This window comes from Aequorivita marina (assembly GCF_031631895.2).
In the GTDB taxonomy this organism is placed as follows: Bacteria; Bacteroidota; Bacteroidia; order Flavobacteriales; family Flavobacteriaceae; genus Aequorivita; species Aequorivita marina.
The window spans coordinates 1-14,617 of record NZ_JAVMBW020000023.1; the positions used below are offsets into that span (position 1 = coordinate 1).

A 14,617-nucleotide genomic window follows, 5' to 3' on the forward strand; every position below is an offset into this window, starting at 1 on the left:
TTCAAATTTTACGATAAATTTTCGATAGGCCAAAAAACAGGAATTCTCAATTACAGACCCCTAAGCTTCATATTATCTCTAAGCCCCATTAAACAAAGGCTTTCAATGGTTACCTTATGAACGTTTAGGACGCTATTGATCTGATATCTATTTATCTACCAAAAGCCATTAATTCTCATGAAATAACAAAAACAATTAGTCGTGTCCGACTAAGATATAAGACCGCTGCGCTGAAAGACATAAGACGTAAGACTTGATTTTTAATAGATTGAAAACTAGATAAAATTGATTAAACATACTTTTTAATTGATAAATTTTGATGCTAAGTATAATAGCATGCTGTCATTAAATAAAAAATATTCTAATTGCCTATTATCTGTGACTCAACAAATTTTCTCACGCTTTTAATCGGACACTAATGAAAAACAATACTTATAAGTGTGGGAATGTTGTCAGATTTTATTCTTATTATTCAATCTAACAATGTGAAGTTACCTTTTAAAAGTTCAATCTCAATTCAAGCTTACTATGTATGTATGGCGAAGGCATTGGTCTTACAAAATTAATTGAAAGCGAGAAGATTCGGGTTGGAATATTATATTTCATTTATAAGCTATTAAAATAAAAACAAAACCATGAATATTCAAAAAGTATCCTTTTCTAACAAGGATGAAGAACAGTTAGCAGGCAGATTAGAGCTACCATTAAACAGGGAGCCACATAACTTTATAATTTTTGCACATTGCTTTACTTGTACCAAAAATCTAACTGCAATTCGGAATATAGGTCGTGCACTCACGAAGGCCGGTTTTGGAGTATTGCGGTTTGATTTTACCGGTTTAGGGGAAAGTGAGGGCGATTTTGAAAACACCAATTTCTCTGGAAATGTTGACGACCTTGTTGAAGCGGCCAATTTTCTGGAACGAAAATTTATGGCGCCCACCCTTATTATCGGACATTCATTAGGTGGTGCGGCAGCAATATTTGCAGCAGACCAATTACCTTCCATCCAAGCGGTAGTAGCAATTAATTCACCCAGCGATCCTGCCCATGTAAAGCACTTACTAAAGGATAGCGAGCAAGAAATTGCCGAAAACGGACAGGCAAAAGTGAATTTGGGCGGAGCAGATTTTACCATTAAAAAACAATTCTTGGACGACCTTAAGAACAAGTCTTTAAAAAATGTGGTGCGCGATTTTAAAAAAGCCCTGCTGATTCTCCATTCGCCACAAGACCAAATTGTAGGAATAAAAAATGCCGAAGAAATTTATAAAGCTGCCCATCACCCTAAAAGTTTTGTTTCCTTAGATGGCGTTGACCACTTACTTTCAAAAAAAGAAGATTCCAAATATGTTGGAGAAGTGATTGCAGGATGGGCCTCGCGTTATGTTGAAATACCGCCTATAAAAGCGTTAAAAAGCGAAAGTAAGGTCGCCGCAAGTTTAGATGGCGATCAAAAGTTTACTACCCGTTTAAAAATGGGCGACCATCACCTTACTGCCGATGAACCCACTAGCTTTGGAGGAAATAATTTTGGTCCTTCACCTTACGAGTTTCTTTCTGCCGGACTCGCCGCCTGCACGGTAATGACTATCCAAATGTACGCTAAGAGAAAAAAATGGCAAGTAGATAATGTTTCGGTTCACATAAACTATTCAAAAGAACACGCCGTAGATTGCGAGCATTGTGAAGATAATTCGGCAAAAATTGACACGTTTACCCGCAAAATACAATTGGAAGGTGAACTTACCGACAAACAGAAAAACCGATTGTTAGAAATAGCAGATAAATGCCCCGTACACAAAACACTGCATACCGAGACTCAAATTATAACCAACCTTATTCATTAACTGATTTTGATGCTTCTGTTTATTTTTCGATTGAAACTTGAAATACATAAAATGCTAAGGTTTGTTAAAAGTTTGGTAAGGAAAAAACTGAAATTGTATCTTTATTTTTAAATCAACATTAACTAAAAAAAATTCCAATGAAAAATTTAGGACTTTTAATAACGGCAACAGCATTATTCGCGTTTGTTAGCTGTAAAAATGAAAAAAAAGACGCTGAAAGCGTTAATGATATGGATGAAACTGTTGTAGTGGAAACCAAGGCTGATGAAAATAAAACAGCGCCAAAATCTATTATGGTGGCTATGGAATCTAAAAGTGGTAGCACCGCAACTGGTGAAGTAGTTTTTACCGAAGAAGATGGAATGGTAAAAATGGAAGCGAAGTTTACTGGATTAACTCCGGGAACCCACGCAATCCATTTACATGAAAAAGCAGATTGTAGTTCAGACGATGGAAAATCTACTGGTGGTCATTGGAACCCTACGCATGAACAACATGGTAAATGGGGCGATGCTGAAGGATATCACAAAGGTGATATTGGTAACTTTGAAGCAGATGCCGATGGAAACGGAAGTATCTCAATGCAAACCGATGAATGGTGTATTGACTGCGACGATGAAAACAAAAACATTGTAGGTAAAGCTGTAATTGTCCATGATGGCGAAGACGACTTTGTCTCTCAACCTACTGGTGATGCTGGCGGTCGTGTAGCCTGCGGTGGAATTATTGAATAACCCTCACCTAATATCAAATAAAAAAATGTCGGCAAAATTTGCCGACATTTTTTTTATCTTGAAATAAGAACTCTCCTAAATATGGATAGGTCTGTTCTCAGTTGCCGCAAGTGCAGCTTCTTTTACTGCTTCGGCATAGGTTGGATGCGCATGGCTTATTCTGGCAATGTCTTCAGCACTGGCGCGGTATTCCATTGCAACCACGGCCTCCGCAATTAAATCGGCAACTCTGGCTCCTACCATATGAACTCCTAAAACTTCATCGGTTTCTTTGTCAGAAAGTATTTTCACAAAACCGTCTAAATCGCCACTGGCACGACTTCTACCCAAGGCACGCATCGGAAATTGACCCGATTTGTATTCAACTTTATCCTCTTTTAATTGTGCTTCTGTTTTTCCAACAGAGGCAACTTCTGGCCATGTGTAAACTACCCCTGGAATTAAATTATAATTAATGTGTGGTTTTTGTCCCGCTATTATTTCGGCTACCATAGTTCCTTCTTCCGAGGCTTTATGGGCCAACATAGCACCGCGAACTACATCGCCAATGGCATAAATATTTTTAATATTGGTCTGCAGTTGGTCATTAACGTCAATCATGCCGCGCTCGGTAATCTTTACGCCTGCATTTTCAGCTTTTAAACCATCAGTGTAAGGTTTTCTTCCTACGGAAACCAAACAATAATCTCCTTCAAAAGTAATTTCCTTATCCTTTTTATCGGTTGCAGTAATTGTCACTTTTTTACCTTTTTTGGATACTCCAGAAACCTTGTGCGAAAGCTTAAACTTAATACCTTGTTTCTTCATAGCCTTCATCAACTCCTTGCTCTGTGCCGTATCCATGGTAGGGATAATTCTATCCATATATTCAATAACAGTTACTTCGGCACCTAGGCGACGATAAACCTGGCCGAGCTCAAGACCAATAACTCCTCCTCCAATTACCAGAAGATGTTTAGGCACCTCTTTTAAGCTCAATGCTTCAGTTGAAGTAATAACTCGATCCTTATCTAGTTTGATAAATGGAAGCGTTGAAGGCTTGCTTCCGGTAGCAATTATTGTGTTTTTAGCCTCAATGGTCTCGGTTTTATCTCCATTGGTAATTTCTATATGAGTAGCATCCTTAAAGGCTCCCATTCCGGTGAAAACATCCACTTTATTTTTATCCATTAAAAAAGCGATCCCTTTAGTGGTTTGCTCTACTACAGATCCCTTTCGTTCAATCATTTTTTTGAAATTCAGCTTTACATCGCCTGGAATTTCAATTCCGTGGTCTTCAAAATGCTTTATGGCCGCTTCGTAATGATGTGAGGAATCCAGCAAAGCTTTACTGGGAATACAACCTACGTTTAGACAGGTTCCCCCCATAACATCATATTTTTCAATGATTGCAGTTTTCATTCCTAATTGTGCGCAACGGATTGCGGCAACATAGCCACCGGGGCCCGAACCAATTACGGCTACATCATAAGTGCTCATAAAATATTTGTTTTTAAAATGAAATGCAAAGGTACAACAACTGGCTATTAGTATAAAAGTTTAGGAGTTTAAATGTTTAAAGGCTTACATTTTATTTTTACCAAATAAGCAAGATTTCAAACTCCACCTCTAAAGCTACCATAACCTAGACAGACCAAAGAAAAGAACTAACCTGCATTTTTGTAAAAGAAGAAATCTTGTGCAAATACTATTTATGAAATACAGCTTGTTTAATTACTTTTTAAAACACAAGTTGAAGGCTTCCATAGTTCGATTCAAATCTCAATACTCATGAAAGTTGTAGCAATTTGTAGCTTTTTCTTCGGCATGAATGATTCCATAAATAAAACTTAAAAGGAGTTGAATATAAATTTGACCACTTCTTTAAATTTTCGCAAATTTGTAGAACAACAAAAAAACGATACTCATGGCTTTCAAACCAGCAGATAATATTCAAGATTTACAATATTTTGGTGAATATGGTGGGGTTAACCCTTCTATTTCAGATTCAACTACTTATACCTTTCTTTCGGCGAAAACAATGTTCGATACCTTTGAGGGTGATGCCGAGGGTTGCTATCTCTATTCCCGCCACTCCAGCCCGTCAAACCTTTATCTAGGCGAGGCACTGGCAGCAATGGAGGGCACCGAAACCGCAAATGTAGCGGCAACGGGTATGGGGGCTATTGCTCCAGCGCTACTGCAGTTGTGCCAAGCAGGAGACCATATTGTTTCCAGCCGTACCATTTATGGAGGTACCTATGCATTTCTTAAAAATTTTGCACCACGATTGAACATTCAAACCTCTTTTGTGGATATTACAAGTCTAGATGCGGTTGAAGCAGCTATTACCAAAGACACTAAGGTTTTATACTGCGAAGCCGTAAGCAATCCACTTTTAGAAGTTGCAGACATTGAGGCCCTTTCAAAAATCGCTAAGAAACACAACCTTCAATTATTGGTTGATAATACGTTTTCGCCTTTAAGCATATCTCCTGCTAAACTGGGTGCTGATATGGTGTTGCATAGCCTTACAAAGTTTATCAACGGAAGTAGCGACACGATGGGAGGCGTTACTTGTGGATCGCAAGATTTTATCGATAGCCTTCGGAATGTTAACGATGGTGCCAATATGCTTTTGGGACCAGCAATGGACAGTATGCGTGCGGCTTCCATTTTAAAAAACCTGAGAACTCTTCACATTAGAGTAAAACAACACAGTACAAACGCCTTGTATTTAGCTGAAAAATTTGAAGCTGATGGTTTAAGAACGGTTTACCCAGGATTAAAGTCACATTCTGGACACGAACTTTTCAAAAAAATGATGAACGAAGAATACGGTTTTGGAGGAATGCTGACTGTTGACGTTGGTAGCATTGAAAAGGCAAATGAATTGATGGAGCTTATGCAAGAAAAAAACCTTGGGTATTTAGCGGTAAGTCTTGGTTTTTACAAAACGCTTTTTAGTGCGCCAGGTTCTTCCACTTCTTCCGAGATTCCAGAAGACGAACAAAAAGAAATGGGACTTAGCGACGGATTAATTCGTTTTTCAATTGGTTTAGACAACGACATTGAACGCACCTATAAAATGATGCGCGAATGTATGGTTGAACTTGGAATACTTTAATTTTTACCTACATCTATAATTTTATTTCAAGAGGACAGATTGACTGTCCTCTTTTTTTATGCTTAAATATTGCCCTGCGTTACGCAATACTTCGAATTTACAGCTTTTCTACCGCTTCAGTTTTGGTTTTGACCATGTAAATTCAAACTGAATATTACTTTTTAAACCCTGAATACCGTCCGCTATACTTGCATACCTTTTAACAAAATCGTAACATTACACTTCGTTTATAAAATCTCTCTATGAAAAGCCAGGATATAAAGCCAACAGACCCTAAAGATGAAGATGTTGTTGAAAATGTAGAATTAAATATTCGCGAAGCTTTAATTCCTGTTGTTGCCCTGGTCATTATGTTGTTTTACAACGTATTCTATGCTTATGGAGATTCGGCATTAGACGGAAGCAACCAGTTTATACTATTAATGGGAGCGGCAGTGGCTGCCATAGTAGGTTTCTTTAACAAGGTAAAATTTAACCAAATGTTAGAGGAAGTGGCCGAAAACATAAAATCTACCGGTGGCGCAATCCTAATACTCTTAATGGTTGGTGCTTTGGCAGGAACGTGGTTAATAAGCGGAATTATTCCTACCATGATTTATTACGGACTCCAAATTTTAAATCCTACTATATTCCTGGCATCCTGTATTATTATTTGCGCTATAATTTCAATAGCCACGGGAAGCAGTTGGACAACCTCGGCAACGGTTGGTATTGCATTAATAGGTATTGCAGAAGCCTTGGGTATTCCGCTGGGGATGACCGCGGGAGCCATTCTTTCAGGGGCGTATTTTGGCGATAAGATTTCCCCCTTAAGTGATACCACAAACTTAGCACCCGCAATGGCAGGAACCGATTTATTTACACATATAAGGTATATGCTTTACACCACGGTACCTACCCTTACAGTAACGCTTATTGTCTTTATAATAATAGGTTTAAACATTGACACTTCTGGCACCGCAGACACCCATTTAATCTTAGCTGCCGTAAAGGAATCTATCAACGTTAGTCCATGGTTATTCCTGGTACCGCTTGCTGTTATTATAATGATTATTAAAAAAACACCCCCACTTATTGCCTTGCTAATTGGCTCTTTACTGGGCGGATTGGCGGCTCTTATTTTTCAGCCAGACATTGTAGCAGCTATTGGCGGAGGCACCTCCTTGACCTTTGAAAGTGGGTATAAAGGTATTATGAATGCCATTACCGTAGATAGCGCAATACCAACAGAAAACGAAGCTTTAAAAGACCTCTTTTCTTCCGGAGGAATGTCTGGAATGTTAAACACCGTATGGCTCATTCTATGTGCAATGGTTTTTGGTGGTGTTATGGATGCTATTGGTGCCCTTGCAGCAATTAGCAAAGCCTTACTCAAATTGTTCCACACTACTTTTGGCCTTTTTGCAAGTACTGTAGTAAGCTGTTTGGCATTAAATGTAACGGCAAGCGATCAATATTTAGCTCTTGTAATTCCCGGAAAAATGTATGCAAAAGCATTTAAAGACAAAGGCTTGGCACCAGAAAACCTATCCCGAACCCTTGAAGATAGTGGAACGGTTACTTCGGTTCTAGTGCCTTGGAACACCTGTGGCGCATATCACAGTGGCGTCTTAGGCGTTGATACACTTCATTATGCTGGGTATGCTATTTTTAACTGGCTTAGCCCATTTATGACCTTACTTTTTGCAGGCTTCAGAATAAAAATAAGACAGCTAGCTACTTCTAAAAAAGCATAATCCTTTACGATAGGTTTTTCTTATTGTTAAAAAATTAACGCATCACTAAAACCTATCGCTTTATAAATTAATACATTCATTTTAGCTTCACAGAGCAGGGATACTCCCTATCTTTGTAATAGAAAATTAGTAATCATTAAAACTATAAAAATTATGTCATTAGTAGGAAAACAATTTCCAAATATTGCAGTAGATGCAATGAACGAAATGGGAGACACCTTTAAGCTGAATATTCTTGAGGAAGCAAAGAAGAACAATAAAAAAGTATTGCTTTTCTGGTATCCAAAAGATTTTACATATGTGTGCCCAACAGAGATACTTTCGTTTCAGGAAGCTTTAAAAGAATTTGAAGACAGAAACACAATGGTAGTTGGTGCTTCTTGCGATACTGCTGAAGTTCATTTTGCTTGGTTAAATACCGCTAAGGATAACGGTGGGATTGAAGGTGTTACTTACCCACTTCTTGCAGATACAAACCGCAACCTATCTAATGCTCTTGGCATTTTAGATATTGAATCGGCAGACTATGACGACGACGACAATTTTTTACTTGAAGGAAGCAATGTAACGTATCGTGCAACTTACCTTATTGATGAGGAAGGAAAAATTTTCCACGAAAGTGTAAACGACATGCCATTGGGTAGAAACGTAAACGAATACATTCGTTTGGTTGACGCATACACACACGTTCAGGAAAAAGGCGAAGTTTGTCCTGCAAACTGGGAAGAAGGTAAGGAAGCAATGCAAGCATCACGTGAAGGTGTAGCAAGTTACTTAAGTCATTAATATATGGTTTTAGAGCTTAAAGACGACAGCTTAAAACAGCTTGTTGAGGAAGAAAAAAATATAATCGTACAGTTTTCGGCCAATTGGTGCGGTAACTGTAGGGTGATGAAACCAAAGTTTAAAAAATTGGCTTCTGAAACTGAAGGTTATAAGTTTGTAATTGTAAACGCAGAAAAGTTTCCGGAGAGTAGAAAAATGGCCAGTGTAGATAACCTGCCTACTTTCGCTACTTTTAAAGAAGGAGAACTAGTAAATCAGGTACAGACCAATAAATTTGAACTTTTAAAAGAGCTTGTAGATGAAGTTGCCAGTAATTAGACATTTCCAGCGAAACAATTCAACAGCACAGCTTGAAAACTGTATTGAAGTTTTGGAATCGTACACGGAATACAAGCGAATATCAGATGAAGAACTAGACGTCATTGGAGAGCTTATCACGAACCTTTGTGGAGCCGTGGAAGTACACGAAATGATTGAAGACGGTATGCCTGAGCGCGATGCTGCAAATACATTTGCACAAAAAGTCTTGGGCTCTATAGACCGATAAGGATATAAAATCCGACAAAAGAAGTCCCTTTGCAATATTTGTAAAGGGACTTTTTTTATTCGAGTAGAAAAAATTATGTCTTAATGAAGGGGATGACCAATTAACACAAAACGAATTCATATCTTTAGCCTTCATTTAGAAACATAGCTTTATGGCAATTATACAGTTAGGCGGAAACGATATAGAAACAATAGGAACTCTTCCAAAAGTGGGTGATACCGCCCCTGATTTCAATTTAACCGCTGAAGATTTATCCTCAAAAAAATTGGCCGACTTTATGGGCTCGCGTGTGGTTATGAATATTTTTCCGAGTATAGATACCAATGTTTGTGCTACTTCGGTAAGAAAATTTAATGAGAAAGCAACTGGTCTACACAATACAAAAGTGCTATGTATTTCAAAAGATCTTCCCTTTGCCCAAAAGCGATTTGCCAGTGATGAAGGAATAAATAATTTAACCAATCTTTCGGATTTTCGCGATGGCAATTTTGGAAAAAACTATGGCGTTGAAATGGCCAATGGTGCATTACAGGGCCTTCATTCAAGAGCGGTTGTGGTTTTAGATGAAAATGGAAAGGTAATCTACAATGAACAGGTTTCAGAAATTGGTAAGGAACCCGATTATCTTTCGGCATTAAAACAACTTTTATAATGTGGAATACGTTTTTAGGAAAACGACTTAAAGGAGGTATGTATGCCATAAAAGGAGCAATACTTTTATTGCGCCACGAAGCCAGCATTCAGGTACAGGCTTTTATTGCTGTAGTAATGACACTCGCCGGTTTTTACTTTCAAATTTCCACAACAGAATGGATGTTCCAAATATTTGCAATTGGCTTGGTTTTAAGTATGGAAGGAATAAACACTGCCGTTGAAGAAATAGCCGATTTTGTGCATCCCGATTTCCACAATAAAATTGGCTTTATCAAGGATGTTGCAGCGGGTGCCGTATTCTTTGCCGCAATAACAGCCGTTATAATTGGTTGTATTATATATATTCCGAAGTTTTAGGTTGTTAATTCGTGCTTTACCTGCAGTAGAAGTAAGGTTAGTCGGCCTTTCTTCCTATACATTTGAATTGATTTCCGATTCGTTAAATTTGTTTTTTGTAATTTGAAATTTTACGCATTGATATTCGTATTTTTGCAAAAAAGACAACCAATTGCTGAATGGCCAAGAAAAAGAAAAAAAGCACCAAAACCAAATCTAAGAAAATTAGTTTTTCGCTATCCAAACAACAGAAAATCCTTTTGGGAAGTTTCTTGTTTTTATTGGGCTTGGCCTTGGTTTTTTCATTTGTATCCTATTTTTTTACTTGGCAAACCGACCAAAGTCAATTAGGGGTTCTCACGGAGCGCAAACTACAAACCGAAAACTGGCTGAATAAATTTGGCGCCAATGTAGGGCATTTCTTTATCTATAATGGGTTTGGCGTATCAGCATTTATTTTAGGCTTTCTAGTAATTTTATCGGGCATATACTACTTCTTCGATTATACCAAAAAGCGCTTGGTAAACTATTGGTTCTGGGGGCTGCTGTCTATGTTATGGATAGCTGTATTCTTCGGTTTCTTTAAAGAAAAAACTACAATCTTTAGCGGAATTATTGGTTTTGAAACGAATGACTTTATGCAAGATTATTTGGGACTGCTCGGCACTATCTTGGTAATGGCTTTTGTTTTGATATTTTATCTGGTGGTACGTTTAAAATTCACTCCAGATGCCGCGGTTAAAGCTTTTAAGAAATCGAAAGAACAAATTTCTGCCGATCTTAAGGCTGCCCAACCAGATGTAAAAGCGAGTGAAAAAACAGAAGTAGAAGCAAAACCTGAAACTGAAGTTGATACAGCTGAAAAACCAAAACCCAAAGAAGCAGATAAACCAACCCCACCTCCTACTCCACCTAAGGAAAAAATAATCCTAAAATCAGACGTTGAAGGTGATGTAGCCATGGAAGTTGAACAAACTGCCGATGAAGAAGAGGTAGAAGAAAACTTAAGCGATAAGCTAGTAAAAGACTATGGCGAATTTGACCCAAGATTAGAGCTTAGCAAATATAAATTCCCGAGTATAGAGCTCCTGCGCGACCATACTGTAGGTGCAGGCATCACCATTAATCAAGAAGAATTAGAAGAAAACAAAAATAGAATTGTTGAAACCCTCAACAATTATAAAATCGGTATTTCTAATATTAAAGCTACCGTAGGGCCCACAGTTACCCTTTATGAAATTGTGCCTGATGCAGGTATTCGTATTTCAAAAATTAAAAACTTAGAAGACGATATTGCACTTTCGCTCTCTGCGCTTGGCATTCGTATTATTGCCCCAATCCCAGGAAGAGGAACTATTGGTATAGAGGTTCCAAACAAAAATCCGAAGATTGTTTCTATGCGTTCGGTTATTGCTTCGGCTAAATTCCAAAATGCAGAAATGGAGCTTCCTATTGCTTTTGGAAAAACCATTAGCAACGAAACTTTTGTAGTAGATCTTGCCAAAATGCCACACATGCTAATGGCCGGAGCTACAGGACAAGGAAAATCGGTTGGTTTAAACGCCGTTCTTACCTCCCTGTTGTACAAAAAACATCCTGCAGAAGTAAAATTTGTTTTGGTAGATCCGAAAAAGGTAGAATTGACCCTGTTTAACAAAATTGAACGCCATTATTTAGCAAAACTCCCAGATTCAGAAGAAGCAATAATCACAGATACCACAAAGGTTATCAATACGCTGAATTCGCTTTGTATTGAAATGGACGACCGTTACGATTTGCTAAAAGATGCAATGTGCCGTAATATCAAAGAGTACAACACCAAGTTTAAAAACAGAAAGTTAAACCCCAATGAAGGCCATCGGTTTTTACCTTACATTGTTCTGGTTATAGACGAATTTTCAGATTTGATAATGACTGCCGGAAAAGAAATTGAAACCCCTATTGCCCGCTTGGCTCAGCTGGCACGGGCCATCGGGATTCATTTAATAGTTGCCACCCAACGACCGTCAGTAAATGTAATTACCGGTATAATAAAAGCCAACTTCCCTGCGCGTATTGCCTTTCGGGTAACCAGTAAAATTGACTCGCGTACCATTTTGGACAACTCTGGGGCAGACCAACTTATAGGTCGTGGTGATATGCTTTATACGCAAGGAAACGAACTAACTCGACTTCAATGCGCATTTGTAGATACACCTGAAGTTGCAGATATTACAGATTTTATTGGGTCGCAAAAAGCTTTTCCAGAAGCTCACTTGCTACCTGAGTATTCTGGAGAGGAAGGTGGCACAACTCTTGATAATGACATAGCGGAACGGGACAAACTATTCCGTGAAGCGGCTGAAGTTTTGGTTATTGCGCAACAAGGCTCCGCTTCATTATTGCAACGTAAATTGAAGCTTGGCTACAATCGCGCCGGTAGAATTATTGATCAATTAGAAGCTGCAGGTATCGTTGGCCCTTTTGAAGGCAGTAAAGCAAGGCAAGTTTTGGTCCCTACCTTAGAGGCATTAAATCAACATTTAGAAAATGAAGGCTCTTAAGGCAAGTACCAAAGAAAACTGGATGCCCAGCCTTTCATTTTCGTATTATACTAAAATTAAACACAGTTAAAACAAACACTATTTAAAATGAAAAATATAAGCATAATTTTAATCGCTCTTTTTATTTCTACTTTTTCATATGCACAAGATGCCAAATCTTTGCTAAAAGAAGTTTCAAGTAAAGTAAAAAGCTATGATAATATTGCCATTGACTTTAAATACAACCTAAACAATGCTAAGGAAAACGTAAACCAAGAAACCCGTGGCGACGTTACCCTTCAGGGCGATAAATATGTGCTCAATATGTTAGGCACCACGCGTATTTTTGACGGTAAGAATATTTATACTATTGTTCCTGAAGACGAAGAGGTAACTATTTCAGCATACAACCCTAAAGATGACAAAGATATTACCCCTTCAAAAATGCTAACGTTTTATGAAAAGGGGTACACCTATAAAATGGACATTGAACAAAATGTAAAAGGTCGAAAAATTCAATACGTAAAACTTATTCCGATAGATTCAGATGCCGAAATAAAAGACATACTTTTAGGTATAGACGTACAGACCAAACATATTTATAAGTTGATTCAAACAGATTCTAAAGGAACAAAATACACCTTGACTGTTAATTCGTTTAAAACAAACCAACCCGTTTCAAAAACCTTGTTTACTTTTAACGAAGCTAAGTATAAAAAAGACGGTTATTACTTAAATAGACTTTAAGCGCTGACAATTGAAAATACTGGATAGATATATATTGGTAACTTATTTGAAGACGTTTTTAAGCGTCTTCATTATTTTAATGTTCATCTTCGTCTTACAGACCATTTGGCTCTACATCTCAGAGCTTGCTGGAAAAGACTTGGACGTTTGGATTATTCTTAAGTTTTTGTGGTATGTATCGCCTCGGCTAATTCCTTTGGTCTTACCGCTTACTATTTTGGTTACTTCCTTAATGGTATTTGGGGGCTTCGCTGAAAAATATGAGTTTGCCGCAATGAAATCTACCGGCATATCATTGCAAAGAGCCATGGGAAGCGTTATAGGCTTTATTATAATTCTTTCCATTACAGCTTTCTTTTTTGCAAATAACGTTATTCCTTATTCCGAATATAAATGGCAAAACCTACGGCGGAATATTTCACAGTTTCAACCCGCAATGTTTATTGCTGAAGGGCAGTTTAGTCAAATTGACGATGGTTTCAATATTAAGGTCGAAAAAAAGAGTGGCGATCGTGGTCAGTATTTAGAAGATGTAGTGATCCATAAAAAAGATCCGAGCCGCCCAAATGGAAACTATACGGTTATCATTGCCGATAATGGTGAAATTGCGAGTGAAAAAGGAAGTAATACGCTTTCACTTATTCTAAAAGAAGGCAATTATTACGAAGATATCCAGGTAAATAGTTCTGCCAAACAGAAGAGAAAACCCTTTGCCAAAAGTTATTTTGATCAATACGCTATCAATATAGACTTAACAGCGCTCAATAATCAAGATGTTGATAAAGACAATAATTTGGACAACCAGAATATGTACAATATCAGTGAGCTTCGGGTTGAAATAGACTCACTTTCCAATAGCTACTCCAAAGACCTTGCTTCATATACCAAAAACATGTATTACAGAAGCGGTGTTGAAAAATTCACAGAAAAGAAGCTAAGAGATAGCATACAAAAGCCGTCCCAAATTAAAACTATTTTAGACATTTACAATCTCAACCATCAAATACAGGTGGTAAAATTAGCGCTTAATAACGCAAAAGGCACGTTACAAACCGTAGATGCCAAGAAATCAGAGTTTAAGCGAAAAACAAAACGTTTAAATAAAACTGAAATAGCGCTACATGAGAAGTATGTTTTAGGCTTTGCCTGTATCATCCTGTTTTTTGTAGGAGCGCCCTTAGGAGCTATCATTAGAAAAGGTGGAATGGGCCTGCCAATGGTAGTTGCTGTTTTACTCTTTTTAACCTACCATTTTATAGGAATTTTCGCTAAAAACAGTGCCGAAGATGGTACCATGCACCCTTTTATTGCTACTTGGCTTAGCACGGCTATAATGTTTCCGCTAAGTGTCTGGCTAACCTATAGAGCCACAACAGATCAAGGTATCTTTGACTTTGACTCTTTTTTACAACGAATTGGAAAGCTCCTTGGACTGAAGAAGAGAAAAAAGAAGGAAAAACAATAGCGTCCTAAACGTTCATAAGGTAACCATTGAAAGCCTTTGTTTAATGGGGCTTAGAGATAATATGAAGCTTAGGGGTCTGTAATTGAGAATTCCTGTTTTTTGGCCTATCGAAAATTTATCGTAAAATTTGAAGT

Annotated in this window: 13 protein-coding genes; 12 read left to right on the forward strand and 1 reads right to left on the reverse strand. The window is 37.8% G+C overall.

All coding sequences use genetic code 11. The annotated features are described in order from the left end of the window. The first annotated feature begins 635 nt into the window (after positions 1-635). Positions 636-1,850: a bifunctional alpha/beta hydrolase/OsmC family protein gene (locus QPK98_RS15415; protein ID WP_310994373.1), complete on the forward strand. Its 1,215-nt coding sequence runs from the start codon at positions 636-638 to the stop codon at positions 1,848-1,850. Positions 1,851-1,987: 137 nt separating this feature from the next. Then, positions 1,988-2,584 carry a superoxide dismutase family protein gene (locus QPK98_RS15420; protein ID WP_310994374.1) on the forward strand — a complete coding sequence of 199 codons (597 nt, stop codon included), beginning with the start codon at positions 1,988-1,990 and terminating at the stop codon, positions 2,582-2,584. A gap of 75 nt (positions 2,585-2,659) precedes the next feature. Here QPK98_RS15420 and lpdA read toward each other — a convergent pair whose 3' ends face one another. Next, on the reverse strand, positions 2,660-4,063 hold the full coding sequence (gene lpdA, locus QPK98_RS15425; RefSeq protein WP_310994375.1) for a dihydrolipoyl dehydrogenase: 1,404 nt from the start codon (positions 4,061-4,063) through the stop codon (positions 2,660-2,662). Between the two features lie 427 nt (positions 4,064-4,490). Between lpdA and QPK98_RS15430 the strand changes: the two genes are divergently transcribed. The 10 genes from QPK98_RS15430 (at position 4,491) to QPK98_RS15475 (ending at position 14,483) form a co-directional block, all read left to right on the forward strand. Continuing rightward, the gene (locus QPK98_RS15430) at positions 4,491-5,690 is read left to right on the forward strand and encodes an aminotransferase class I/II-fold pyridoxal phosphate-dependent enzyme (protein ID WP_310994376.1); all 1,200 of its coding nucleotides are present in this window, start codon (positions 4,491-4,493) and stop codon (positions 5,688-5,690) included. A gap of 242 nt (positions 5,691-5,932) precedes the next feature. Beyond that, the gene (nhaC, locus tag QPK98_RS15435; protein WP_310994377.1) at positions 5,933-7,426 is read left to right on the forward strand and encodes a Na+/H+ antiporter NhaC; all 1,494 of its coding nucleotides are present in this window, start codon (positions 5,933-5,935) and stop codon (positions 7,424-7,426) included. A gap of 153 nt (positions 7,427-7,579) precedes the next feature. Beyond that, positions 7,580-8,212, forward strand: coding sequence for a peroxiredoxin (locus QPK98_RS15440; RefSeq protein WP_310994378.1), 633 nt, complete (start codon positions 7,580-7,582; stop codon positions 8,210-8,212). A 3-nt stretch (positions 8,213-8,215) separates the two neighbouring features. Beyond that, complete coding sequence (locus QPK98_RS15445) at positions 8,216-8,530, forward strand: thioredoxin family protein (protein ID WP_310994379.1); 315 nt, start codon at positions 8,216-8,218, stop codon at positions 8,528-8,530. Further along, positions 8,511-8,759, forward strand: coding sequence for a DUF6952 family protein (locus QPK98_RS15450; RefSeq protein WP_310994380.1), 249 nt, complete (start codon positions 8,511-8,513; stop codon positions 8,757-8,759). The genes QPK98_RS15445 and QPK98_RS15450 overlap by 20 nt, the downstream gene beginning before the upstream one ends. A 151-nt stretch (positions 8,760-8,910) precedes the next feature. Beyond that, the gene (tpx, locus tag QPK98_RS15455) at positions 8,911-9,411 is read left to right on the forward strand and encodes a thiol peroxidase (RefSeq protein ID WP_310994381.1); all 501 of its coding nucleotides are present in this window, start codon (positions 8,911-8,913) and stop codon (positions 9,409-9,411) included. Next, positions 9,411-9,770 carry a diacylglycerol kinase gene (locus tag QPK98_RS15460; protein ID WP_310994382.1) on the forward strand — a complete coding sequence of 120 codons (360 nt, stop codon included), beginning with the start codon at positions 9,411-9,413 and terminating at the stop codon, positions 9,768-9,770. Before tpx ends, QPK98_RS15460 begins: the two co-directional genes overlap by 1 nt. A 158-nt stretch (positions 9,771-9,928) precedes the next feature. Then, complete coding sequence (locus tag QPK98_RS15465) at positions 9,929-12,292, forward strand: FtsK/SpoIIIE family DNA translocase (protein ID WP_310994383.1); 2,364 nt, start codon at positions 9,929-9,931, stop codon at positions 12,290-12,292. A gap of 87 nt (positions 12,293-12,379) precedes the next feature. Next, on the forward strand, positions 12,380-13,018 hold the full coding sequence (gene lolA1 / locus QPK98_RS15470) for an outer membrane lipoprotein periplasmic chaperone LolA1 (protein ID WP_310994384.1): 639 nt from the start codon (positions 12,380-12,382) through the stop codon (positions 13,016-13,018). Between the two features lie 10 nt (positions 13,019-13,028). After that, positions 13,029-14,483: an LptF/LptG family permease gene (locus QPK98_RS15475; protein ID WP_435373105.1), complete on the forward strand. Its 1,455-nt coding sequence runs from the start codon at positions 13,029-13,031 to the stop codon at positions 14,481-14,483. Positions 14,484-14,617: the final 134 nt, after the last annotated feature.

Excerpts from the sequence above, each read along its gene's own strand:
- QPK98_RS15415 (WP_310994373.1), top strand. The coding sequence starts at position 636 with ATGAATATTCAAAAAGTATCCTTTTCTAACAAGGATGAAGAACAGTTA.
- QPK98_RS15420 (WP_310994374.1), top strand. The coding sequence starts at position 1,988 with ATGAAAAATTTAGGACTTTTAATAACGGCAACAGCATTATTCGCGTTT.
- lpdA (WP_310994375.1), bottom strand. The coding sequence starts at position 4,063 with ATGAGCACTTATGATGTAGCCGTAATTGGTTCGGGCCCCGGTGGCTAT.
- QPK98_RS15430 (WP_310994376.1), top strand. The coding sequence starts at position 4,491 with ATGGCTTTCAAACCAGCAGATAATATTCAAGATTTACAATATTTTGGT.
- nhaC (WP_310994377.1), top strand. The coding sequence starts at position 5,933 with ATGAAAAGCCAGGATATAAAGCCAACAGACCCTAAAGATGAAGATGTT.
- QPK98_RS15440 (WP_310994378.1), top strand. The coding sequence starts at position 7,580 with ATGTCATTAGTAGGAAAACAATTTCCAAATATTGCAGTAGATGCAATG.
- QPK98_RS15445 (WP_310994379.1), top strand. The coding sequence starts at position 8,216 with ATGGTTTTAGAGCTTAAAGACGACAGCTTAAAACAGCTTGTTGAGGAA.
- QPK98_RS15450 (WP_310994380.1), top strand. The coding sequence starts at position 8,511 with ATGAAGTTGCCAGTAATTAGACATTTCCAGCGAAACAATTCAACAGCA.
- tpx (WP_310994381.1), top strand. The coding sequence starts at position 8,911 with ATGGCAATTATACAGTTAGGCGGAAACGATATAGAAACAATAGGAACT.
- QPK98_RS15460 (WP_310994382.1), top strand. The coding sequence starts at position 9,411 with ATGTGGAATACGTTTTTAGGAAAACGACTTAAAGGAGGTATGTATGCC.
- QPK98_RS15465 (WP_310994383.1), top strand. The coding sequence starts at position 9,929 with ATGGCCAAGAAAAAGAAAAAAAGCACCAAAACCAAATCTAAGAAAATT.
- lolA1 (WP_310994384.1), top strand. The coding sequence starts at position 12,380 with ATGAAAAATATAAGCATAATTTTAATCGCTCTTTTTATTTCTACTTTT.